Annotated in this window: 22 protein-coding genes; 9 read left to right on the top strand and 13 right to left on the bottom strand. The window is 66.0% G+C overall.

Annotation, left to right across the window (positions count from 1 at the left end):
• Positions 1–203 precede the first annotated feature (203 nt).
• From kdpB to kdpA, 3 genes are all read right to left on the bottom strand, one after another.
• Complete coding sequence (gene kdpB, locus G3N61_RS30125) at positions 204–2228, bottom strand: potassium-transporting ATPase subunit KdpB (RefSeq protein WP_179258835.1); 2025 nt, start codon at positions 2226–2228, stop codon at positions 204–206.
• A gap of 80 nt (positions 2229–2308) precedes the next feature.
• Positions 2309–3010, bottom strand: coding sequence for a potassium-transporting ATPase subunit KdpC (gene kdpC, locus G3N61_RS30130; protein WP_205824248.1), 702 nt, complete (start codon positions 3008–3010; stop codon positions 2309–2311).
• 10 nt (positions 3011–3020) lie between these two features.
• Positions 3021–4724: a potassium-transporting ATPase subunit KdpA gene (kdpA, locus tag G3N61_RS30135; protein WP_205824249.1), complete on the bottom strand. Its 1704-nt coding sequence runs from the start codon at positions 4722–4724 to the stop codon at positions 3021–3023.
• Here kdpA and G3N61_RS39750 point away from each other — a divergent pair.
• The 4 genes from G3N61_RS39750 to hutC all read left to right on the top strand — a co-directional run bounded on the left by G3N61_RS39750 (position 4704) and on the right by hutC (position 7778).
• Positions 4704–5069, top strand: a complete 366-nt coding sequence (locus tag G3N61_RS39750; RefSeq protein WP_230624093.1) for a hypothetical protein — start codon at positions 4704–4706, stop codon at positions 5067–5069. The two genes, kdpA and G3N61_RS39750, sit on opposite strands and share 21 nt — an antisense overlap.
• 210 nt (positions 5070–5279) lie before the next feature.
• Positions 5280–5594 (top strand): hypothetical protein, encoded by a 315-nt coding sequence (locus G3N61_RS30145; RefSeq protein ID WP_089453490.1) that lies wholly within the window; start codon positions 5280–5282, stop codon positions 5592–5594.
• Between the two features lie 178 nt (positions 5595–5772).
• Positions 5773–6900 carry a porin gene (locus G3N61_RS30150; protein ID WP_205824250.1) on the top strand — a complete coding sequence of 376 codons (1128 nt, stop codon included), beginning with the start codon at positions 5773–5775 and terminating at the stop codon, positions 6898–6900.
• A gap of 182 nt (positions 6901–7082) precedes the next feature.
• Positions 7083–7778 (top strand): histidine utilization repressor, encoded by a 696-nt coding sequence (gene hutC, locus G3N61_RS30155; RefSeq protein WP_043178056.1) that lies wholly within the window; start codon positions 7083–7085, stop codon positions 7776–7778.
• 15 nt (positions 7779–7793) lie between these two features.
• Here the strand turns inward: hutC and G3N61_RS30160 are convergent, their stop codons facing one another.
• Complete coding sequence (locus G3N61_RS30160) at positions 7794–9035, bottom strand: glycosyltransferase (protein WP_205824251.1); 1242 nt, start codon at positions 9033–9035, stop codon at positions 7794–7796.
• Positions 9036–9129: 94 nt separating this feature from the next.
• Here G3N61_RS30160 and G3N61_RS30165 point away from each other — a divergent pair, with 94 nt between their 5' ends.
• Positions 9130–9750, top strand: a complete 621-nt coding sequence (locus G3N61_RS30165) for a TetR/AcrR family transcriptional regulator (RefSeq protein WP_205824252.1) — start codon at positions 9130–9132, stop codon at positions 9748–9750.
• A 127-nt stretch (positions 9751–9877) separates the two neighbouring features.
• Here G3N61_RS30165 and G3N61_RS30170 read toward each other — a convergent pair whose 3' ends face one another.
• Positions 9878–10480: a TetR family transcriptional regulator gene (locus tag G3N61_RS30170; protein ID WP_043178063.1), complete on the bottom strand. Its 603-nt coding sequence runs from the start codon at positions 10478–10480 to the stop codon at positions 9878–9880.
• Between the two features lie 398 nt (positions 10481–10878).
• On the opposite strand from G3N61_RS30170, the gene G3N61_RS30175 reads away from it, so the two are divergent.
• The 3 genes from G3N61_RS30175 (at position 10879) to G3N61_RS30185 (ending at position 13714) form a co-directional block, all read left to right on the top strand.
• Positions 10879–11541 (top strand): DUF3313 domain-containing protein, encoded by a 663-nt coding sequence (locus G3N61_RS30175; RefSeq protein ID WP_205824253.1) that lies wholly within the window; start codon positions 10879–10881, stop codon positions 11539–11541.
• Positions 11542–11567: 26 nt separating this feature from the next.
• On the top strand, positions 11568–13181 hold the full coding sequence (locus G3N61_RS40335; protein ID WP_205824254.1) for an MlaD family protein: 1614 nt from the start codon (positions 11568–11570) through the stop codon (positions 13179–13181).
• Positions 13182–13360: 179 nt separating this feature from the next.
• The gene (locus G3N61_RS30185; protein WP_089453498.1) at positions 13361–13714 is read left to right on the top strand and encodes a hypothetical protein; all 354 of its coding nucleotides are present in this window, start codon (positions 13361–13363) and stop codon (positions 13712–13714) included.
• A gap of 102 nt (positions 13715–13816) precedes the next feature.
• Here G3N61_RS30185 and G3N61_RS30190 read toward each other — a convergent pair whose 3' ends face one another.
• From G3N61_RS30190 to G3N61_RS30225, 8 genes are all read right to left on the bottom strand, one after another.
• Complete coding sequence (locus G3N61_RS30190) at positions 13817–14788, bottom strand: hypothetical protein (RefSeq protein WP_205824255.1); 972 nt, start codon at positions 14786–14788, stop codon at positions 13817–13819.
• On the bottom strand, positions 14775–15377 hold the full coding sequence (locus G3N61_RS30195; RefSeq protein WP_205824256.1) for a hypothetical protein: 603 nt from the start codon (positions 15375–15377) through the stop codon (positions 14775–14777). The genes G3N61_RS30190 and G3N61_RS30195 overlap by 14 nt, the downstream gene beginning before the upstream one ends.
• Positions 15378–15449: 72 nt before the next feature.
• Positions 15450–16352, bottom strand: coding sequence for a hypothetical protein (locus tag G3N61_RS30200; protein ID WP_205824257.1), 903 nt, complete (start codon positions 16350–16352; stop codon positions 15450–15452).
• 281 nt (positions 16353–16633) lie between these two features.
• On the bottom strand, positions 16634–17479 hold the full coding sequence (locus G3N61_RS30205; RefSeq protein WP_205824258.1) for an alpha/beta hydrolase: 846 nt from the start codon (positions 17477–17479) through the stop codon (positions 16634–16636).
• 109 nt (positions 17480–17588) lie between these two features.
• Entirely contained in the window at positions 17589–18506 is a 918-nt protein-coding gene (locus G3N61_RS30210) for a LysR family transcriptional regulator (RefSeq protein ID WP_011355987.1), read from the bottom strand.
• A gap of 181 nt (positions 18507–18687) precedes the next feature.
• Positions 18688–18933, bottom strand: coding sequence for a DUF3717 domain-containing protein (locus G3N61_RS30215; protein ID WP_043178075.1), 246 nt, complete (start codon positions 18931–18933; stop codon positions 18688–18690).
• A 264-nt stretch (positions 18934–19197) separates the two neighbouring features.
• Complete coding sequence (locus G3N61_RS30220; RefSeq protein WP_089453502.1) at positions 19198–20733, bottom strand: amino acid permease; 1536 nt, start codon at positions 20731–20733, stop codon at positions 19198–19200.
• Positions 20734–21141: 408 nt separating this feature from the next.
• Complete coding sequence (locus G3N61_RS30225) at positions 21142–21384, bottom strand: hypothetical protein (protein WP_196249768.1); 243 nt, start codon at positions 21382–21384, stop codon at positions 21142–21144.
• Between G3N61_RS30225 and G3N61_RS30230 the strand changes: the two genes are divergently transcribed.
• On the top strand, positions 21323–22824 hold a 1502-nt coding region (locus tag G3N61_RS30230; RefSeq protein WP_241017970.1), incomplete at its 3' end, for a sensor domain-containing diguanylate cyclase. The genes G3N61_RS30225 and G3N61_RS30230 overlap by 62 nt on opposite strands.

The following is a 22824-nucleotide window of genomic DNA, read 5'->3' on the forward strand; positions in this document are numbered from 1 at the left end:
GCACGCGCGCAGCACGCCGCGCCAGCGGTCGCGGCGCACGCCGTCCCCGCTGCGCCGGGCGGCGGTGTCCCGCGGCCCCGTTGCCCGTCGATTCGCTTCGCTCACGTTCACATTCACATCCATGATCGCTTCCGGCAATTGAAACGCCGAACGGCCCCGCGCACGCCGCGAAGGCGTGAGCGGGGCCGCGACGGCGCGTTCGGTCAGATAAACGGCGTCAACAGCATGTCGATCAGCTTGATGCCGATGAACGGCGCGATGATCCCGCCCACGCCGTAGATCAGCAGGTTGCGCCCCAGCAGCTTCTCGGCCGGCTCCGCGCGATACTTCACGCCTTTCAGCGCGAGCGGGATCAGCGCGACGATGATCAGCGCATTGAAGATCACCGCCGACAGGATCGCCGACGTCGGGCTGTGCAGCCCCATCACGTTCAGCGCGCCGAGCGCCGGATAGGTCGCGACGAACGCGGCCGGGATGATCGCGAAATACTTCGCGAGATCGTTGGCGACGCTGAACGTGGTCAGCGCACCGCGCGTCATGATCATCTGCTTGCCGACTTCGACCACCTGCATCAGCTTCGTCGGGTTGCTGTCGAGGTCGACCATGTTGGCCGCCTCCTTCGCCGCCTGCGTGCCGCTGTGCATCGCGACGGCCACGTCGGCCTGCGCGAGTGCCGGCGCGTCGTTGGTGCCGTCGCCCGTCATCGCGACGAGATGGCCCTTCGCCTGGTGCTCGCGGATCAGCCGCAGCTTGTCTTCGGGCGTCGCTTCGGCAAGGTAGTCGTCGACGCCGGCTTCCGCCGCGATCGCGGCCGCGGTGAGCCGGTTGTCACCGGTGATCATCACGGTCTTCACGCCGACCTTGCGCAGCTCCGCGAAACGCGCGCCGATCCCGTGCTTGACGATGTCCTTCAGCTCGATCGCGCCGAGCACGCGCGCACCGTCGGCGACGACGAGCGGCGTGCCGCCGCGCCGCGCGACATCGTTGACGGCCGTCTCAACGGCGTGCGGGAATGCCCCGCCGAGCGCATCGACGTGTGCGCGAATCGCGGACGCCGCACCCTTGCGCACCTGGCGCTCGCCGATATCGAGGCCGCTCATCCGCGTGCGTGCGCTGAACGGCACCGTGATGCTGCCGGCGGCCGCCGACACGTCCAGCGAGAAGCGCTGCTTCGCGAGCGCGACGATCGAGCGCCCCTCGGGTGTCTCGTCGGCGAGCGACGACAGTTGCGCGGCCTCGGCCAGCGCACGCTCGTCCACGCCCGGCGCGGGCCGGAACTGCACGGCCTCGCGGTTGCCGAGCGTGATCGTGCCGGTCTTGTCGAGCAGCAGCACGTCGACGTCGCCGGCCGCCTCGATCGCGCGGCCCGACGTCGCGAGCACGTTTGCGCGCATCATGCGGCTCATCCCCGCGATGCCGATCGCCGACAGCAGCGCACCGATCGTCGTCGGAATCAGGCACACGAGCAGCGCGATCAGCACGGTCAGGCTCACCGCCGTGCCCGACGCGTTCAGCAGCACGCTGAACTGCGAGAACGGCAGCAGCGTCACGCACACGAGCAGGAAGATGATCGTCAGCGCGACGAGCAGGATCGTCAGCGCGACTTCGTTCGGCGTCTTGCCGCGCTTCGCGCCTTCGACCATCGCGATCATCCGGTCAAGAAAGGCCTCGCCCGGTTGCGCGGTGATCTTCACGATGATCCAGTCGGACAGCACGCGCGTGCCGCCCGTCACCGACGAGAAATCGCCGCCCGACTCGCGGATCACCGGCGCGGATTCCCCGGTGATCGCCGATTCGTCGACCGACGCGACGCCGTCGATCACTTCGCCGTCGGCGGGGATCGTGTCGCCGGCTTCGACGAGCACGATGCTGCCGGCGGCGAGCTCGTCGCTCGGCACGCGATGGCTGGTGCTGCCGAATTGCTTCGGCTCGTCGAGCACCTTCGCGTACACGCGCTTGCGCGCCGCGCGCAGCGCGTCGGCCTGCGCCTTGCCGCGCCCTTCGGCCAGCGCCTCGGCCGCGTTCGCGAACAGCACGGTGAACCACAGCCAGCACGCGACCGCGAAGATGAAGCCGGCCGGCGCATCGCCCGTGCCGGTCAGCGCCTGCAGCCACAGCACGGTCGTGACGATGCTGCCGAGATACACGACGAACATCACGGGATTCTTCAACTGCACGCGCGGCGCAAGCTTGCGGAACGCCTCGCGCAGTACGGCCGTCCAGCGCATCGGCGGCACGCCGCCGACCGGCATGGCCGCCGGATTGATCGGGGTTTCGATATGGGACATGAGTGACTCCGTGGTTCCTGCTATTGCTTCGCGCCGGCCGCGTGGCCGAATGCGCGGTCCAGCGCCAGGTTCAGGTCGAGCACGCGCACGCGCGGTTCGCCGAGCACGCCGAGCTGGCGCGGCGAGGCGATCCGGTCGACCAGCGCCGTGACCTGTGCGGCATCGACGCCGCGCGCCTGCGCCACCCGCGCCGCCTGCAGCCGCGCGTTCGCGACCGAGATCTCGGGATCGAGCCCCGATGCCGACGCGGTCACGGCATCCGCCGGCACCGGCGTGCCGGCGGCGAGCGCGTTCTCCTGCCGGTACGCGCGCACACGCTGCGCGATATCCGCGAGCAGCTTCTTACTGGTGGCGCCCTGGTTGCTGGCACCGCTGCCGGCCGCGTTGTACGGCTGGTCGACCGTCTTCGACGGATCGGCCGGATCGGTGCCGGTCGTCGCGCTCGGCCGCCCGTGGAAGTAGCCGGCGCGCGTGAAGTACTGCCCGATCACCGCCGAGCCGACCGTCGTGCCGTTCTGCTGCACGAGACTGCCGCGCGCCTGCGACGGGAACAGCACGTTCGCGACGCCCGTGGTGAGCAGCGGATACGCGATCCCCGTGACGAGCATGAACAGCACCGACGACGCGATCACGGGCCGCACGAGGCCGCGCGTCGCCGCGCCGAACGAAGAACCGGGTGCCGGCGCGGCGGTGGCCGCTGCCTGGCGATTGCCTTGCATCATGATGTTTTCCTCAGAACAGTTGGCCGCCCGACATCATCAGGTGCTCGACGACCGGGCCGAGCGCGAGCGCCGGCAGGAACGTGAGGCCACCGACGACCAGGATCACGAAGATCAGCAGGCCGGCGAACAGGCCCGTCGACGTCGACAGCGTGCCCGCGCTTTCCGGCACGCTCTTCTTCGCGGCGAGGCTGCCCGCGACCGCGAGCATCGGCAGCAGCGTCAGGTAACGGCCGATCAGCATCGCGAAGCCGATCGTCGTGTTGAAGAACGGCGTGTTCGCGTTCAGGCCCGCGAATGCCGAACCGTTGTTGGCCGTGCCCGACGTGTATGCGTACAGCACTTCGCTGAAGCCGTGCGGACCGAGGTTCGCGAGGCTGTCCATCGTCGAGTGCAGCATCGACGCCACCGCGGTGAAGCCGAGGATGCTGAACGGATGCGCGAGCACCGCGAGCATCACGAGCTTCATCTCGCGCGCCTCGATCTTCTTGCCGAGGAATTCCGGCGTGCGCCCGATCATCATCCCGACCAGGAACACCGTGAGGATCGCGAACGTGAACAGGTTGATCAGCCCGACACCGTCGCCGCCGAACACGTTGTTCAGCATCATCTGCGCGATCGGCACGAGCCCGCCGAGCGGCGTCAGCGAGTCATGCATCGCATCGACCGAACCGGTAGTCGCGGCCGTCGTGACGGTGGCGAACAGGCTCGTCTGCGCGATGCCGAAGCGCATCTCCTTGCCTTCCATGTTGCCGCCCGGCTGCACGGCGCTCATCTGCTGGTCGACGCCGAGCCCGGTCACGAGCGGATTGCCGTGCTGCTCGGCCGAATAGATCACGGCCAGGAAGCCGACGAACATCACGACGAACGCACCGAGAATCACCCAGCCCTGGCGGCGCCGGCCGATCATCGTGCCGAGCGCGTAGGTCAGCGCGGACGGAATCAGCAGCATCGACAGCATGTGCAGCGTGTTGGTGAGCGGCGTCGGGTTCTCGAACGGGTGCGCGGCGTTCATGCTGAAGAAGCCGCCGCCGTTCGTGCCGATATGCTTGATCGATTCGAGGCTCGCAACCGGCCCCATCACGATCTGCTGGCGTGCGCCTTCGAGCGTGGTCGCCCACGCATCGGACGCGAGCGTCTGCGGCATGCCCTGCCACACGTACACGAGCGCCATCACGAAGCTGAGCGGCAGCAGCACGCGATAGGTCACGCGCGTGAAGTCGACCCAGTAGTTGCCGATGTCCGCCGCGCTCTTGCGGCTCAGCCCGCGGATGAAGCCGCCCGCGGCCGCGACGCCGGTCGCCGCGCTGACCACCATCAGGAACGTGATGACGGCCATCTGCGAGAAGTTCGACAGGCTGCTCTCGCCCGCATACGCCTGCCAGTTCGTGTTCGTGATGAACGACGCGGCGGTGTTGAACGCGAGGTCGGGGCTTTGCGCCGCGCGCTGCAGCGCGTCGAACGGCAGCGCGTCCTGGATGCGCAGCAGCAGGTAGCCGACCAGCATCATCCCGGCATTGCTGAGCAGCAGCACCATCCCGTAGCGCTGCCACGACATCGCTTCGTCGGGATTCACGCCGAGCAGCGCATAGGTACGGCGTTCGACCCACGCGTGGCGCGGGCTCGTAAAGGCGTGCGCGAGCCACTTCCCGACGACGGGCACCAGCGCCAGCATGATCGCGAGAACGATCGCGAATTGAATGAGATTGTTGAACATGTCGACGCTCGCTCAGATCCGGTCAAGGCCGGTGATGAAACCGGCCGTCAAGGCAAAGAACGCGAGCGTGAACAAAATGAAAAGCAGATCGCTCATGACATTCACCGATATTTTCGAATTCCTGTTGAATCGCGCCGATCAATACCGCTCGGGCTTGATCAACGCATGAAACAGATAGATAAAGAGCGCGAGCGACAACGCGCCGGTGATCCACAACATGGCTTTCCCCTTTTTTCATATGCGCGGCCTCGCCGCGCGATCGTCGGCGTATCGGGCCTCGCCGTGTCGGCGCAGGCCCGTGTGACGCCCCCATGCTCATCTGGCGAATGGGATGCGACAGTGTAGAAATCCGCGTATCAAAGCGGTGTTCAATTTCTTTACAAGGAATAAAAAAGCTGTAAAGACGAAAGCCGGTGGCGATAGCGTTTTTATGCGTTCTTTTCAGGGTCGGTTCGAGTCTATACACCGTATCGCCGCCGCGATTCCTAGAATGGGCGGCATGTCCAAGACGAAATCTCCGCGGTGCGGAGCACGATGCGACCCGGGGGTGCCAGCATGAAACCGACCAGAATCGAATCCGCCAGTTCACGCGCCCTGCCGCCCGTTCGTTCGCGGCGCCGGTACCCTGCCGACGAACTCGTGCTGCTGTCGATCCGCGTCGAATCGGACAACCTCGCCGTCGTGCGGCGCCTGCTGCATCAGGCCGTCGGCGCCGCGCTCAATTTCTACACGGCCGCGATCGACAAGCGCACCGGGCGTGCCTGCATCGAGCTCGAAGTCGCGCGTTCGCAGGCGTCGCCGGCCATCCTGTCGATCCTCCGCGTGCTGCCGGCCGCCGAATTCGGCACGATCCGCCTGCTGCAGCATTAGCCGGCATCCATTGCGCCGCGCGTGACACGCGTCACGCGCCGGCTCCCCTTTCATCGATTCGAACGCGCGTTTCCGGTGCGAGCGCGCGCGGTTCGTCACGAGCCGCGCCCATCCGCCGCCGGCACGCGCGCCGGATCGTCGTTCCCGTCGCTACGGGCCTTTCCAGGAAGCACTCACAATGAAAAAAGCAGTCGTCGGTACCCTCTCCCTCGCATTCCTCAGCGCTGCCGCGCATGCGCAAAGCAGCGTCACGCTCTACGGGATGCTCGATGCGGGTATCGTCTATACGAACAACCAGTCGGGTAAAAGCGCGTGGCAGCAAGGCAGCGGCCTGCTGTCGAATACGGTCTTCGGGCTGAGCGGCAACGAGGATCTCGGCGGCGGCCTGCATGCGCTGTTCCGCCTCGAGAACGGCTTCAACCTGAACAACGGCACGCAGTCCTACAAGAACACGATGTTCGGCCGCCGCGCGTACGTCGGCCTGCAGAGCGACCAGTACGGCGCGCTGACGCTCGGCCGCCAATACGACGCCGTGGTCGACTACCTCGGCCCGCTCGCGATGGCGAACAACGGCGACGGCAACAACCTCGCGTCGCACCCGTTCGACAACGACAACATCGACGATTCGTTCTACATCGACAACGCGGTGAAATACACGAGCCCGACACTCGCCGGCTGGCAGTTCGGCGGCCTGTACGGGTTCAGCAACGCGGCCGGCGGCTTCGCGAACAACCGCGCGTACAGCGCGGGCGTATCGTATGCGAACGGGCCGGTCAGCCTCGGCGCCGCGTACCTGCAGCTCAACCGCGGCGGGCTGACGGCCGGCGGTGCGCTGTCGACCAACGACGGGCCGAACTTCCCGGCCGTGCGCCAGCGCGTGATGGGCGCGGGCGGCAGCTATGCGTTCGACCGGCTGACGGTCGGCGCGCTGTGGACGCATTCGATGTTCGATGAAACGGCCGCGTCGTCGTTGGCCGGCGCGCTGAACGCGCTGCGTTTCGACAACTTCGAGGTCAACGCACGCTATGCGCTGACGCCGGCCGTCTCGTTCGCGGGCGCCTATACGTTTACCAACGGCCGCTACGACGACGCAACCGGCAGCCATCGGCCGAAATGGCATCAGGTGACGCTGATGGCCGACTATGCGCTGAGCAAGCGCACCGACGTGTACGCGGAAACCGTCTACCAGCACCAGTTCGGCGTGCCGGCGGGCGCAACGCTCGGCTTCGCGAACGTCACGGGGCTCGCGGCTTCGTCGAACAACACGCAGGTGGTCGGGACGGTCGGCATCCGGCATCGGTTCTGACCGCGCGCCGGCTGCGAAAGGCCGGCCGCTCTGTGCAATCCCGCATGGACGCGCGCCGGCCGAACAGGGATCATTCGGGAAATCCGGGCCCGCGCGTCCGCGAAACCGGTACACTCGGCGCCGGGCGCGCGCCGGATCGGCATTCGGCGGCGGGCCGCTGCCGACTCTGGAATCGTGATCCCATGACCACACCGATCTATCAGGAAATCAAGGACTTCATCCTCGCGCGCATTCATGCCGGCGAATGGGCCGAAGGCGACCAGGTGCCGTCGGAGAACGAGCTCGCGCGCGAATTCAACGTCGCGCGGATGACCGTCAACCGTGCGCTGCGCGAGCTGACCGCCGAGCAGGTGCTCACGCGCACGCGCGGCTCCGGCACGTATGTCGCGTCGCCGAAGTACGAATCGACGCTCGTCGCGATCCGCAGCATCTCGGACGAAGTCGCCGCGCGCGGCCACGGCTATCGCGCGCAGGTGCTGCAAGTGGGCGCGGCCGTCGCCGATACGAAGCTCGCCGACGAGCTGCAGATCGACACCGGCAGCCCGATCTTCCATTCGCGCGTGCTGCACTTCGAGAACGACACGCCCGTGCAGCTCGAGGAACGCTGGGTCAATCCGGCCTGCGCGCCGGAATACGCGTTGCAGGACTTCACGACGACGACGCCGAACCAATACCTGACGCGCGTCGCGCCGCTGCAGCGGGTCGAATACCGGATCGAGGCCGCGATGCCCGACACCGAAACGCGCCGCCACCTGACGATGGACGACCGCGAGCCGTGCCTGCTGCTGCATCGGCGCACGTGGTCGCAGGGGCTGGTCGCGTCGGTCGCCAACCTGTGGCACCCGGGCAGCCGTTACCGGTTCACCGGGCATTTCTGACGGTGATGCGCGGGCTTACCGCGCGCCCGGCTGCCCCCATCGCTCGATCGCACTGACGGCCCGCTTCAAACCTTCCTCTTGCGCGATGCGCGCGCCGAGTTCGAGCGCACGCGCTGTCGTTTCGTCCCGTTCGGCAAACGCGATGGCCTGCGCCAGCGCGGCAGCGTCCATGCGCCGCCCCGCGACCGGCGCATCGGCCACGCCGAGTTTTTGCAGCCGGTTCGCCCAGAAGAACTGATCGCCCGCGAACGGCACGACGACCGACGGAATGCCGGCCCGCGCAGCCGAATGCGTGGTGCCCGACCCGCCGTGATGGATCGCCATCGACACGCGCGGGAACAGCCAGTCATGCGGCGTATCGCCGATCACGTGAACGTGCGCGGGCAGCATCGACACGTCGATACCGCTCCAGCCCGGATAGAACAACGCTCGCCGGCCGGCGAGCGCGCGCACGAGCGCATCGACCATCGCGACGCGATCGAAGCCGGCCATGCTGCCGAAGCCGATGTACACGGGCGGATCGCCCGCTTCGAGAAAAGCCGAGAGTTCGGACGGCGGCGCCCAGGCATGCGCATCGATCCGCCACTGGCCGCATGCCTGCACGTTCGGCGGCCAGTCGCCAGGGCCGGACAGCAGCGCCGGCGACACGCCGTACAGCATCGGATGATCGGTCCATACCTGCCTGCGCGGCGGCAATCCGCACACGCTGGCGCGCGCCGCGTTCGTCGCCTTCCTGAACGCCTGCCACAACAGCGCGTTCACGAACCGGTGGCTCGCGCGGTTCAGCCAGCGCGGCAGCTTCTGCGGCGGCAGGAACGGTGATGCGAATGCCGTAGTGGGTGTGATCGGGATCATGCCGGTGCCGATCGCCGGCACGCCGCGATACTCGGCCACCGACAAGCCGACGAACGATGCGAGCCCCGACACGAGGATCGCGTCGCAGCCTTCCGACGCCTCCGCGATTTCCCGCATCCACGCGGCCGTATTCGCATTGGCGATCGCCGCGAGCGCCTTCGATGTGTCGTTGAAACCACCGCGCCCGCGCACCGCATCCGCCAACGCGCCATCCGGCGCAATTGCGCGGCGGATATCGCCGGACAACGGCGCCGACGGCACGCCAAGCGCCGTGGCCGCCCCGAGCGTCGCCGCGTCGGCCAGCAACCGGACCTCATGGCCGGCGTCGATCAGCGCACGGCCGAGCGCCGCGAGCGGGCGCGTGTCGCCTTCGGTGCCGTAGGTGGCGATGACGAGCTTCATGCGTGACTCCTCGTGCACGGCGGGAACGGGTGGATTCTAAAAAATGCACGTCGTATACTAATGCAACTCGTACACTTTCAGTCAATCCCCCGTCATGCCGATTTCGACCGATGATCCGGGCCGTCGCGCGCGCAAGCGCATCCAGATGCTCGCGCATCTCGCCGCCACCGGCGCACGCCTGTTCGACGCGCACGGCTACGACGCCGTCACGATGGAACAGATCGCCGCACAGGCCGATGTCGCGAAGCGCACGCTGTACAACCACTTTGCAACGAAGGAAGCCGTGCTCGCGCACTGGCTGGAAGGCGAACTCGCGCGCGATCTCGCACATCTGCAGCGCGACGTCGCGCGGCGCAAGACCTTCGCGTCGCGCATCGGCTGCGTGCTCGATGCGTCGGCCGCGTGGTGCGAGCAGCATCCCGCGTACCTGCTCGCGTATTTGCGCCATCGCTTCCTGAGCATCGGCGCGGTTGAACCGGCAAGCGGTGGAGAGAACGGCAGCGATATCGCGCTCGTGTGGCAGCAACTGATCGCAGCCGGGCAGCAATCCGGCGAACTGAACGGCACGCTGCGAGCCGACCAGCTCGCGACGTGGTTCCATCACCTGTATCTCGCGGCGATGCTGCGCTGGCTGACCGTGCCGGGGCTGTCGCTGAAACGGGAGTTCCAGGCGGTCGCGAAGCTGTTCGTCGAAGGCGCGGAAGCGAAAGGCTGAGCGGCGCCGGTGGTCAATGGCCGGTGGCCGGCCAGGCGCTCACCGAATTACAAGCGCCCGAGCACGACCGCGAGCAGCGAGCGCCCGAAACGGACGACCGCCACCCCGCATGCGACGAATGCCCGCTTCATTTTTTCCGCGACGCTTTCGCGGCCGGTGCGGCAGCGCCGCCGCCCGACGGCCATTGCGTCTCGTCGAGCAGCCGGTCGAACAGCCGCGCGCGCTCGTCGGACGACAGCGGGCACAACCCGAACATCGCCGATAGTGCGAGCCCCCAGGCCGCCTTCCAGCGCAGCAGCGCAAGATCGGGATCGCCGGATTCGGCCGCGATGCGCTTCGCGTTCTCGGCGTCGATATCGCGTACCTGCTGCAGCGGCGCGGGATCCTCGACCAGCGCCGCCATGATCGCCAGCGCCGCCGACGGCTGCTGGTCGATCACTTCGCGCATCGTCGCGATCTGCGCGGACAGCGTCGGCTGCGCGGCCCCCGGATCGCGCGCGGCCAGGTAATCGCGCTGGAATCGTTGGTAGTAGTCCTGCTGATGTTCCATCAGCGCGTTCAGCACGTCGCCTTTCGTGCGGAACTGATGCATCAGCCCGCCCTTGCTGATGCCGCTTTCCCGCGAAATCGCATCGAACGTGAGCTTGCCCGGGCCGTCGCGCTCGAGAATCGCGAGCGCCGCCTGGATCGCGGCAGTGCGCGTTCGCTCGGAACGCGTCGGGTTGTCCATGAACTTTCCCCGCTATGGAGTCATGCAAGGCGAACGCGCCGAACCGGCGCGATCGTGATCGTATGAAGGAAGTGCGCGGAGTCTACCACAAACAAACCGCCTGGACGGTTTACTTCAAGAAATGGCGGTGCTACGATCGGCTCCCGCATCGGCCTTGTCCGGACGCCGGATCGCACCGCGCATCGCGCGGTGCGATGTGCGCGCGGCCTGCAGCCTGGCTGTCCGGCCGATGCCCCGCGCCCGACGGCTTGTTGTACCCGGCATTCATGGGGTGACTGCGCCCCAAAAACAAACCGTCTGGTTGGTTTTCGTTCATCAACCCGACGTGGCGATACCGCCCTGTTTCACCCCCCCCTTCGCCCGGCGCTACCGGCGCGAACCCCGACCCGGAGAGTCAGATGAACCGAACGATCAAGCCCAGCCACCTGCTCAACGCGGCGCTCTGCGTCGCGCTCGCCGGATGCGCCGGCGTCCAGCCCGCCCGCTACAGCGGCATCGAATCGTCGCCGTACCTGCGCAGCGATCCGCAGGACAAGTCCGGCCGCGTGCCCTACCGCTACGCGTTGCCGGCGGACTGGCACACCTACCGGAAGCTGATCCTCGACCCGGTGGCCATCTATCGCGGCACCGACCACCAGTTCGGCGACCTGACCGACCAGGACAAGTCGACGCTCGCCGCGTACATGGGCGACACGTTCGCGAAGAAGCTCGGCAAGCGCTTCGAACTGACGAGCACGCCCGGCCCCGACACGCTGCGCGTGAAGCTGACGCTGACGGGCGCCGTGACGACGACGACGTTTGCCGGCGCGTTCGCGCACTTCGATCTCGCCGGTAACGTGTACAACGGCGTGCAGGCGATCCGCGGCCGCGAAGGCGCGTTCACGGGCTCGGTCATGTATGCGGTGGAGATTCGCGATGCGGCGACGAACCGGCTGATCAACGCGTACGTGACGAAGCAGTATCCGAATGCGATGAACATCGGCGCGAGTTTCGGCGCGCTCAGCGCGGCCAGGACGGGCATCGACAAGGGCGCCGATGCACTCGTCGCGCAATTCGACTGAAACCCGCTGGCACACCGTGGTGGCCCGTGTCGCGCAGAGGCGTGCCGGCCCGCACGCGGGCGGCACTCGTCTGGATCGTGCCGCTCGCGGCCGCTGCGCTCTGTCTCGCATGGGGCATCGCGTCGCTCGGCCACCGCGGGCCGACGATCTCGATCGCCTTCGCAAGCGCCGACGGGCTGGCCGCCGGCCGATCGACGCTGCGGCTGCGCAATGTCGACATCGGCCGCGTCACGCGCGTTCGCTCGTTGCGCGGACAACCGGGCGTGACGATCGATGTGCGGCTGGACGCCGACGCGCACGCACTGGCGGCGGCGGACTCACGCTTCTGGATCGTGCGGCCGCGCATCGGGCCCGGCGGCCTCTCCGGTCTCGATGCGGTGCTGTCCGGTTCGTACATCGCGGCCGCGCTTGGCCATTCGCGCGAACCGCGCACGACGTTCACCGGGCTCGATGCGCCGCCCGTCACCGAAGACGGCGGCCGTCACTACACGCTGCGCGCGGTCTCGCTCGGCTCGGTTGCGATCGGTTCGCCCGTCTATCACCGGCGCGCACGCGTCGGCCAGGTGACCGGCTATGCGCTCGATGCCGACGGGCACGGCGTCTCGATCGACGTGTTCGTCACCGCGCCATTCGATCGAGCGGTCGACGTCGATGCGCGCTGGTGGCAGGCCGGCGGCCTCGGCCTGCGGCTCGGCGCGGGCGGCATGCAGCTCGACACGCCGTCGCTCGCCGCGCTGCTCGGCGGCGCACTTGCGTTCGCCTCGCCGCCCGGACGCGCAACGGGTGTCGCGGCACCGGACGGCGCGCGCTTTCGCGTGGCCGACGACGAAATCGACGCGATGCGCACGCCGAACGCGCCGGCCGCCCCCGTCGTGATGCGTTTCGATCGTTCGCTGCATGGCCTCGAGATCGGCGCACCGGTGGAGTTTCGCGGCATCGAACTCGGCAACGTGACGGCCGTCGGCACCGAATACGATGCGGCACGCGGCGACGTCGCGATGCGCGTGACGATGGCGCTCTACCCCGATCGCCTCGGGCAGCGCTACCGCGACACGCTCGGCAACGGCGCCAGCGAAGCCGGCAAGGCGCTGCTGCGCACGCTCGTCGCGCGCGGTTTGCGCGGCCAGCTGCGCGTCGGCAACCCGATCGCGAACCGCTCGTATGTCGCGCTCGACATGTTCCCGCATGCCCCACCGGCCTCGGTCGACACGCATCGCGAGCCGATCGTGTTGCCGACCGTGCCCGGCACGCTCGACGTCCTGCGCGTCCAGATGACCGATATCGCCGGCACGCTTTCCCGGTTGCCGCTCGATCGCATGGGTACGGATCTGAACGCCGCGCTCGTGAATACCGATGCGCTGTTCAAGCAACTCGATACCGAACTCGCCCCGCATGCACGCGCGGCGCTGGGCACCGCGCGGCAGTCGTTCACGGCCGCGCAGGCCATGCTCGTGCAACAAGGTGCCAATACATCGAACGTCCGCCTCACGCTGACGCAATTCGCGCGCACCTCGAGCGCGCTGCGCGCGTTGGCCGGCGATCTGGAGCAACATCCGGAGTGGTGGCGGCCGCATGCATCGAGCACCACACAACCGGCTGGCGCCGCGCATCCGGCGAATTCAGCGAATGCGGCGCGATAAACGCGGCGCGCGGCGCAGATGCATTTTTACGACGACCGCACGCACCGCATGCCAAATTTCCCGTGCAGCAGTATGCTGATGTCGTACGGCTGCGCACGACGCCTCGGGTAATCCCTTTATTTGCACGTTGTCGCGCCGCCGTCGCGACCGCAATCATGCGTTGCAAGGAGGGATTCGTGATGGCAACCACGCATCAGCACTTCCACCTCGAACTACGGCACGCCACCGCGCCGACCTATTTCATCAGCTACCTGTTTCCCGCCTTGCTGTTCGTTTACGAACTGCTGCGCGTCGGCCAATGGATCCGCGATCACGGGATGCACTTCGCCGGGTTCAAGCAGATGGGTTACGAGTATCTGTTGATGCTGCTGTTCGTCGGGCTGCAGATATTCGTCGAAGCGATCTTCCTGCTCGGCGCCGCGATGCGCCGCGACAATCGCGACTTCGAGCACCGACTGCCGAACGTGGTCCTCGGTATCGGCTGCTCGATCGCACTGCTCGCGATCGACCTCGCGATCCAGATCGCGTTCTGAGGGCCCGCCGCCCGCTCGGGGGCTCAGGCGCCCGAGCGGTGCAGGAACTCGCAGACTGCGGCGAGCACGTCGACCGTCCGCATCGTCGCTCGATGACTTGCGTCAGCGAGTCTTGGACTCGTTCATGACAGGCTTGCTTCTAGAACGCATTTGCCCTTCCAGCCAGTATGGCGGGATACGGGACATCAAGCTGCTCTGCCACGTGAGCGGCGTCCATGTCTTGCCACCATCCTCCGAATACACGATCTCGGGATTGTCCTTGTCCGCCATATGCGCATAATTGGCTGCGAGCCAGACATGGTTCGGATCGGCGACGTACGCACTGACAGCCTGGGATATCGTATCGGGCAATTGGGTCGTGACCCACGTCATGCCATCGTCGGAGCGGATCAACGTTCCCTCGGTCGTGCCCGTTATCCACCAATGTCCGTTCGGTGTCCAACCCAGTTCAAACAGATAATCCGGGTTGCCGAGATCGGTCGATTTGACGGCGCATGTCTCGGGCGAAATACTGACGGCAAGATAACGGGTATCGCCGGCCTGATTGCCGCCCAACGTCACCAGGCCGACCAGCGGCCCGTCCGCATCGACGAAGCGGATGACACCGCGCAGGAACTCGCTGGCACTTCCGTCTGCCGGATCAAGGCCCAGTTTCCTGACATCGACTTCGCACACGTGCCCACCACGCCGGACCTTCACCGAATGACGAACATCGTCAGCAGACACGGTGTAATGAGCGCCGAGGACGATGGCTCGTCGATCTGCGTCGGTTTTTACCACACGACCATTGGCGCTATCGATGACCCTGTTGCCGATGTAGAAGCGCCCCTGCATGTCGGCGCTCACCAATGGCCAATAGAAACCCGCCGTATCTGTCACGGCGATTTGCCGGCCATCAGTCAAGACGAACCGCAGGTACTCCGAGTACTTCTGGAAAATCGTCAGCCGACCGATCTCCAGCTTGTGTACCGGATTGTCTGCGCCTGAATTCGCCGCATCAGCGACGCTTGCCGCGCCCCCGAATGCAAACAAGGCTGCAGCGAGCGTAGTCTTGATCCATTTAGCGCACTGCATCGGATTCTTCCTTACCCAATTCCGAAAGCCAAAACTTTGAGTTGCCGATAATCGTGCCACTATGACGCGCCGAGCGGGATCTGAAGTTATCGTATATATATTTCGAGTTCGGCCCACCCGCAATGAAAGCCTGCACTGCGCCGATTGATTCCTGCAAATCAGAACACTCGCTCTTTCCCAACGCCTTATACTTCGGATTCCCAGAATTAATGAATTTCGGCCTCGGCTTCGGCTGCAACGAGTCAAATTGACCAGCAGCATTGCAAACCATGGAAAAAGTCTTGGCAATGTAATCGTTTCCTGGATAGCCCTTTCGATTCAATCTGAAATAGAAAACGTTCAGCAGAGCCTCTTTCTCGATCCGGCGATCGCTTTCATCGGGCAGTATCCCTGCTCCGCTCGACTCCGCATACAACACCCGGGCCAGGTAATTCAGGTCTGCCCCAGAGAACGTCAGATTTGCCGTACGCGGAGGACTGTTGGCGATCTTGAACGTTTCTTGCTCAGCGATCCATTGGGGTTGACAAATATTGACCTCAACGCCTGCCGAATCATTTTTAGGAGTGACCTTTCCTTGTGCCTGGGCCATTGCCTGTTTCTCCTGATGCACTTGCAGAACTGTAAGCCGTTCTTCGTACGATTTGCTGATTTACAGCGATAGTTAACGGGCCGGGCTCGAAATAACCAGAATCGATAACTTCGCATCCGAATCGTCGATCCGGCCTGTTGCAGGAAGCGACGCACCGTCGCGCGGGGTCAAGCCGCACGTGAGCGACAACAACGGTCGTCCGCCCATCCAGTCGGGGCTTGGCTGCGACAGGCTCACTTTGACCGGCGCCCTGTTTATGAAGGAAACGGGCACGACGTATCGCTGAACCAGAATCTGTCCGGATCCCGCATCCATCGCGTGCAGCCTTTGTGTCACTTGCGCGACGTCGCCGCAGTGCTGCTCGACGAGACGGGCAAAACGCGCACTCGTCACCTCATCCAGACTGAACTGCGGCAGCGCCTGATAACGGATGGTCAATACGCCCGTCGAATCAGCCGGCACCGGAATGACCCAGGAGTGCGACACGAAACCTTCCCAATCGCGGCCATCGCTCAGTTTCATTCCCAACTGAGGTTTAATTCGAGCAACTTTCGCGAGATCGCTCTCTTCACTCGGAAGCGGATCCAGGCCTGCCGCCCTTACCTCGCCGGTCACGTCCTTGCCGAGAAAGAACGCGCGCCGCCCGGTGACGAGCGGAATCGCTTTTCCGTCGAAGGTCACCTTCAAATCAGAAAAGCTTTTGTCATAATTCTCCTCGCCAGCGCCAAGACGGTGAAACAGTGGCGTGTATGCGTAATACCCCCTCTTCACCAAAGCATGCGTTTCATTGCTCAATCGCGCCGAGACGGTGATTGTTTTCCCATCCAGCGACACCTCGACGTCAGATGGCCGGGCGTTGCGCTGTATCGCGCCGATCGTCAGCGGCACCGCATCTTCGAACTCGAAGGCCTGTGCGCAGGTGGCCGCCATCACCATAACCGCCCCGATCAAAAATCGCTTCGCACTCTTCATCATTTGCAATCTTCGGCAGACGGAAGGATGTAGTATCGATACACCGTGTACGGATCGCTCCGAAATACTTCGATGTTCAGAAAAAATACCGACACAGCGCGCTCACATTCTCAATTCGGCGTCCGTGAGGTCGCCATTTTTTGTTTCAACCCGATGGTTGTCGTCCTATGCAGTCCCCCTCGTCGGTCTCGCGCGGGCCAATATACGCTGCGCAGGCGCGAACGATTCCCCTGTTTTCAGGCCAGGACGGCGGATCGACAACTCATCGCACGACCATCCTGCGCTCACACCCCATGCCGCGTCAGGAAATCCTTCACCGCGTCGAGCACGTCGGCCGTGCGCTCGCGGTGCGGCACATGCCCGCATTCCTTCAGCATCACGACGGACGACGTTCCGGCCACGCGCGACGCGATGCGGTTCGGGTGCACGGACGAGCCGTATTCGTCCTGCGAACCGTGGATCGCCAGCGTCGGGCAACGCACGTGCGGCAGCACGTCGTCGAGGCTCCAGTCGCGAAAAGCCGGCGACAGCCACGTATCGACCCACGCGCGCAGCACCCATTCGGCCTTGTCGCCGTGATAGCGCGCGAGCCGGTCGAGCTGGCCCGGTTCGTCGAACTGTTGCCCCGCGTCGCGAATGCCGGCCAGCGTGCGCTCCTCGACGTACGCCTGCGCGGCGATCGTCACGAGCGCGCGACAACGCTCCGGATGCGCGGCCGCACACCCGACCGCCATCCCGCCGCCGACGCTGTGCCCGAGCGCGACGAACGCGTCGACGCCCAGTTGTTCTAGCAGCGTCGCGAACGCACGATCGGCCTCGTCGCGCACGAACGTCGTGCCGAGTGTCCCCGGATGACGATCGGAACGGCCGAAGCCGAGGCGATCGTATGCGATCACGTCGCGCTGCGTGGCGCTCGCGAGCTGCGCGGGGAAGTCGCGCCACAGGTCGACGCAGCCGAGCGAATCGTGCAGCAGCACGATCGGTGCGACCGGCTTAGGCGCGGCCGGCCCAGGCGCGCCTACATTCAACGCACCCGCTGCCTGTTGCGCCGGACCACCGCGCCAGCGTTTCGCAAAGAGGCGCCCTTGCGGCGTCTCGACGGTTGTCTCCTCGGTCACGATGTCGGTCATGTGTCTGTCGTCTGCATGAAAGCGGCCGCCCCTCGGCGGCCCCACTGGATCCTGCGATGTTGGCCCGCGCCCGCACACAGCGTCAAGCAAGCCCCCACCGCTCGCGCGTTCATTCGGGTTGCGGCGGCAGATACTCCATCTGCGCCTCGTCGTACAGCCGGTAGATCAGCGCCTGCATCGCGCGGAGGTCCTCCGATTCGTCGAGCATCCGCATGCTCATGATGATCGGCGACACGAGGTTCGGATCGTCGAGCGGCTTGTAGCTGATGTCGTCGCGCTTCAGCCCGTACACGCTGTGCGGCACGACCGACACGCCCTCGCCCATCGCGACGAGGCCGAGCGCGATCTGCAGCTCGCGCGTCTCGTAGATCTTGCGCGGCTGCAACGCGCGATCGTGAAACGCCGCGAGCACCTGGTCCGCATAGCTCGGGCGCGGCGCCTTCGGAAAGATGATCAGCGTGTCGTTCACGAGATCGTGCAGCGACAGCACGGGCTTCGCGCTGTCGAGCGGATGGCCGACCGGCAGCGCGACGATCATCCGCTCCTCGCGCAGCACGACGCGCCGCACGCTCGGATCCTCGTGGCGGATGCGTCCGAACCCGACGTCGATGCGCCCTTCCTTCAGCGCCTTGATCTGGTCCATCGTCGACATCTCGTGCAGGCTCAGCTCGACGGCCGGATACTCGCTGCGAAAGCGCCGGATGATCTTCGGCAGCATCCCGTACAGCGTCGAGCCGACGAAACCGACCGACATGCTGCGCTCGATCTTGCCGACCCGCTTCGTCATCGATTCGAGCTCGGTCGTCTGCGCGAGCAGCTGCACCGCGTGCGAATAGAAGAAGCGCCCCGCGTCGGTCAGCTTCAGCGGGCGCGCGTTGCGCTCGAACAGCGGCACGCCGAGCGCTTCCTCGAGCTGCTGGATCTGGCGGCTCAGCGGCGGCTGCGCGATGTGCAGCCGTTCGGCCGCCCGCGTGAAATTCCGCTCTTCGGCAACCGCGACGAAGTAGCGGAGGTGTCTCAACTCCATGTTCGATGCCTCCCGGACAGCGATCCGGCGTTCAACCCGGGCCGGATGATGTCGTCACGATACCGCAGGCGGCGCCAATCGCCACGCGCACGGCCCCACGCCGCCCAAAGCAAAACGGGAAGCCCGCGAGCTTCCCGTTGTTTCATCGACGCCGCGGCACGGCGGCGTCACGCGCCGTCCGTCACACCTCGGTCGCGTAGAGCGCGTCGCGCTGCGCGTCGCTCAGCGAGTCGAGCGGCACGTCCGGCAGCTGGTAGCAGATCATCGTGCCGTACAGCTCCGCGAGGCAATTGCTGCCGGCGTCGAGCGCGTAGCCGTCCTCGCCGTCCGGCGCCGGCGGGTACACTTCGCGCCACGCGTTGATCGCGGCTTCGAGTCGCACGATGGAAACGGGTCCGGCCTTCCGCTCGGCGGGTGATGCGCTCATGGATTCCTCTGGGTTGCGCGCTCCGCGGGCTGGAGCAGCCCGGATGGAACGATGAAAACGCCGGACATGTCGCCGGCCGCCGCACCTCGCGCGCGCCGGATGCCGATCCGCGCGGCGCGCCTCGCGCCGGCCGGGCCGTGGCCCGGTAGGGTCGGGCAATATAACCGGCTTTGACCCCGTGCAGGCAAAAGCCGGGCAAAAAAAACGGGAAGCGCGAGGCTTCCCGTTTCGTCGCATGTCGCGCGGCCGCTGGCCGCGCCTGCGTCAGCCCACGGTTTCGCGGTTCGCCACCGGCTCCCGCTGCGCGCCGCGGCTCGCGGCGATCCACGGCGCGATTTCCATGTCTTCGTAGCGCACGAAGCGGCTCTTCTTCAGGAACCGGAAGCCGAGCCACACGACGAGGAACAGCGGAATGCCGACATAGGTCGCGGCCACGCCGGCCCAGTCGATCCGGTTCGCGAGGAACGCCTGATAGTCCTGGCCCAGCGCGATCACGAGGCACAGCACGAACGCGAACAGCGGGCCGAACGGGAACCACTTCGACTGGTACGGCAGCTGGTCGAGCGAGTAGCCCTGCTTCACGTAGCCCTTGCGGAACCGGTAATGGCTGACCGCGATGCCGAGCCACGCGATGAAGCCGGTCATCCCCGACGTGTTCAGCAGCCACAGGTACACGGTCTTGTCGCCGTACAGCGACGTGAAGAAGCACAACGCGCCGACGGCCGTCGTCGCGTACAGCGCGTTGCGCGGCACGCCGCCGCGCGACAGCTTCGCGAAGATCTTCGGCGCACGGCCTTCGGTCGCGAGGTTGTAGAGCATCCGCGTGGATGCGTACATGCCCGAGTTGCCGGCCGACAGCACGGCCGTCAGGATCACCGCGTTCATCACGCCGGCCGCGAACGCGAGGCCCGCGTGGCGGAACACGAGCGTGAACGGGCTCACGCCGATGTCGGTCACGTCCGTCTTCAACAGGTTCGGGTCGGTATAGGGAATCAGCACGCCGATCACGAAGATCGCGAACACGTAGAACAGCAGGATCCGCCAGAACACCTGACGCACCGCGCGCGGGATCGTCGTGCGCGGGTTTTCCGATTCGCCGGCCGCGACGCCGATCAGCTCGGTGCCCTGGAACGAGAAGCCGGCGATCATCGCGACGCCCATCAACGCCGGCAGGCCGCCCGCGAACGGCGCGTCGCCGATCGTCAGGTTGCCCCAGCCGTTGCTCGGCGCGCCCTTCAGAATGCCGAAGATCATCAGCAGGCCGACACCGATGAACGCGACCACGGTGACGACCTTGATCAGCGCGAACCAGTATTCGGCTTCGCCGAAGCCGCGCACGGTCAGCGCGTTGAGCAGGAACATCACGCCGAGGAAGGCCGCGCTCCACCACACGCCCGGCACGTCCGGAAACCAGTAATGCATCACGAGCTGCGCGGCGACGAGCTCCACCGCGATCGTCACGGCCCAGTTGTACCAGTAGTTCCAGCCGAGCGCGAAGCCGAAGCCTTCGTCCACGTATTTCGCGCCGTAAGTCGCGAACGAGCCCGACACGGGCATGAACGCCGCCATTTCGCCGAGGCTCGTCATCAGGAAATAGACCATCAGGCCGATCGCCATGTACGCGACCATCGCGCCGCCGGGGCCGGCCTGCGAGATCGACGCGCCGGACGCGACGAACAGGCCCGTGCCGATCGAGCCGCCGATGGCGATCATCGTCAGGTGGCGCGCCTTCAGCGCGCGATGAAGCTTGGGTGGGTTCGCGGGCGAACCGGGTGGGTCGGATTTCGGAATTGCGGACATAAACGAGACGAACGTTGAGCGGGCCGGCATCCGTAGCCGGCGCATGCGGAATCGGAGCGCGGTGCGCGTCCTGCGATGCATTCGATGCGGCCCCGATACGCGTTGCGCGGCGGGCGCCTGCGGCGAAGCGCGGATTCTACCTGATTCGTCACGGGGACAGCTCAGGTTCCACCACCCGCCGCTGCCGCGGAGATTTCGCAGAATCAAGGAGTTGGCCGCGTCGAACCGGGGCATCGCCGCAGGCCGGCATAAAAACCACATGCGCCGGGTGGTTATCCGGTTTCCGATCCGCCCGGTATTTCGCCGCTGTCCTGCCGCCATCCTCCCGCCCCCGCGCCGACCGACATAATCGCCGGGTAATCACGGGATTATTCAGACAAAACAACCGATATCGACGATTGATTCAAATCAAATCACCCGCGCGTAAAGCGGTAATGATGCGTAACAATTCTGAATCGCCGTATCCGCATGCATGTTTTGCATGCGCACGCGAATGTCAGGAAATCGCGAGATAATGCGAGCCAATTCGAAATAAACAGCACGCGGAATCGCCAACGACGCGAAAATCCGCCGCCCGCCGCCCCCGAGGATGAAGTCATTCACGCTGCCCGCCGCGCTGCGCCGCCATACCGCGTCGATCGTGGCACGCATTCTGTCGCCCCGCGGCGTACTCGTTGCGGGGATCGTGCTGCTGATGTTCAGCTGGGGGCTTTCCACGTCGCTTTTAATCGAGGCGCGGCGCGACGCATATGACCATGCGGTCGAAAATGCGCGCAACCTGATGCTGCTGATCGAACGCGACATCGCGCGCAATATCGAACTCTACGATTTGTCGCTGCAGAACGTCGTCGACGGCATGGCCGACCCGGAACTGATGACCTTGCCGCCGCGCCAGCGCCACCGGCTGCTGTTCGACCGCGCGGCGACCGGCGAGTATCTCGGATCGATCTTCGTGATGGACGCGCACGGCAATATCGCGATCGATTCGAGCGTGTCGCCCGCACGGCAAGGCAATTTCGCCGACCGCGACTACTTCGCCGTGCATCGCGACGGGCTCACGCAGGGCCTCTACATCAGCCGGCCGTATGCGGCCCGGCTGCGTGGCGGCGCACTGACGATCGCGCTCAGCCGCCGGATCAGCCGGCCCGACGGCACGTTCGCCGGCATCGTCGTCGGCACGCTCAGCATCGACTACTTCCACGCGCTGCTCGACGGCCTCGCGGTCGGCAAGCACGGCAGCGCGGCAATCGTCGAGGACAACGGCACGCTCGTGTCGCGCCTGCCGTACGACGCGCACGTGGTCGGCCTCGACCTGCACGACTCGCCGCTGTTCATCGAATCGCAGCGCGCCCGCACCGGCGCGCTGACCGGCATCGGCGCGATCGACGGCATCCGGCGCATCTATGTTTACAAGCATCTCGCCGGCCTGCCGCTGATCGTCGACGTCGCGCCCGCCGAGATCGACATCTACGCGTCGTGGCACCACCGCGCGATCTGGACCGTCGTGCTGATGTGCCTGTTCACCGGCTTCATCGCGTGGGGGTCGCTGGCGCTGTCGCGCGAGCTGAAGCGCCGGCAGATCGCCGAATCGAAGCTGTACCGGCTCGCGCACACCGATGCGCTGACGGGCCTCGACAACCGCGGCACGTTCGACACGGTGCTCGCGAAGGAAGCGCAGCGTGCGTCGCGCAGCGGCCGCCCGCTGTCGGTGCTGTTCGTCGACGTCGATCACTTCAAGGCGTTCAACGACTACTACGGCCACCCGGCCGGCGACGACGTGCTGCGGCGCGTCGCGCAGACCGCGTCGCGCTGCCTGCGCCGCGACAGCGATCACGTCGCGCGCTACGGCGGCGAGGAATTCGTCGTCACGCTGCCCGACACCGATGCGAAAGGCGCCGCGATCGTCGCCGAGGCCATCCGGCGCGCGATCGTGGGGCTCGACATCGAGCACATGAACAGCCCGTACGAGCGAGAACAGGCTGTTGCCGCTGCTCGCGCCGCCGGTGCCGAGATCCTTCAGCGTCAGCGTGTTCATCGCGGTGAACTGCATCGAGTTGAAGCCGCCGAACAGCGCGAGATGCACGACCTTCA

The organism is Burkholderia sp. Ac-20349 (assembly GCF_017104865.1).
Lineage (GTDB): Bacteria > Pseudomonadota > Gammaproteobacteria > Burkholderiales > Burkholderiaceae > Burkholderia > Burkholderia aenigmatica.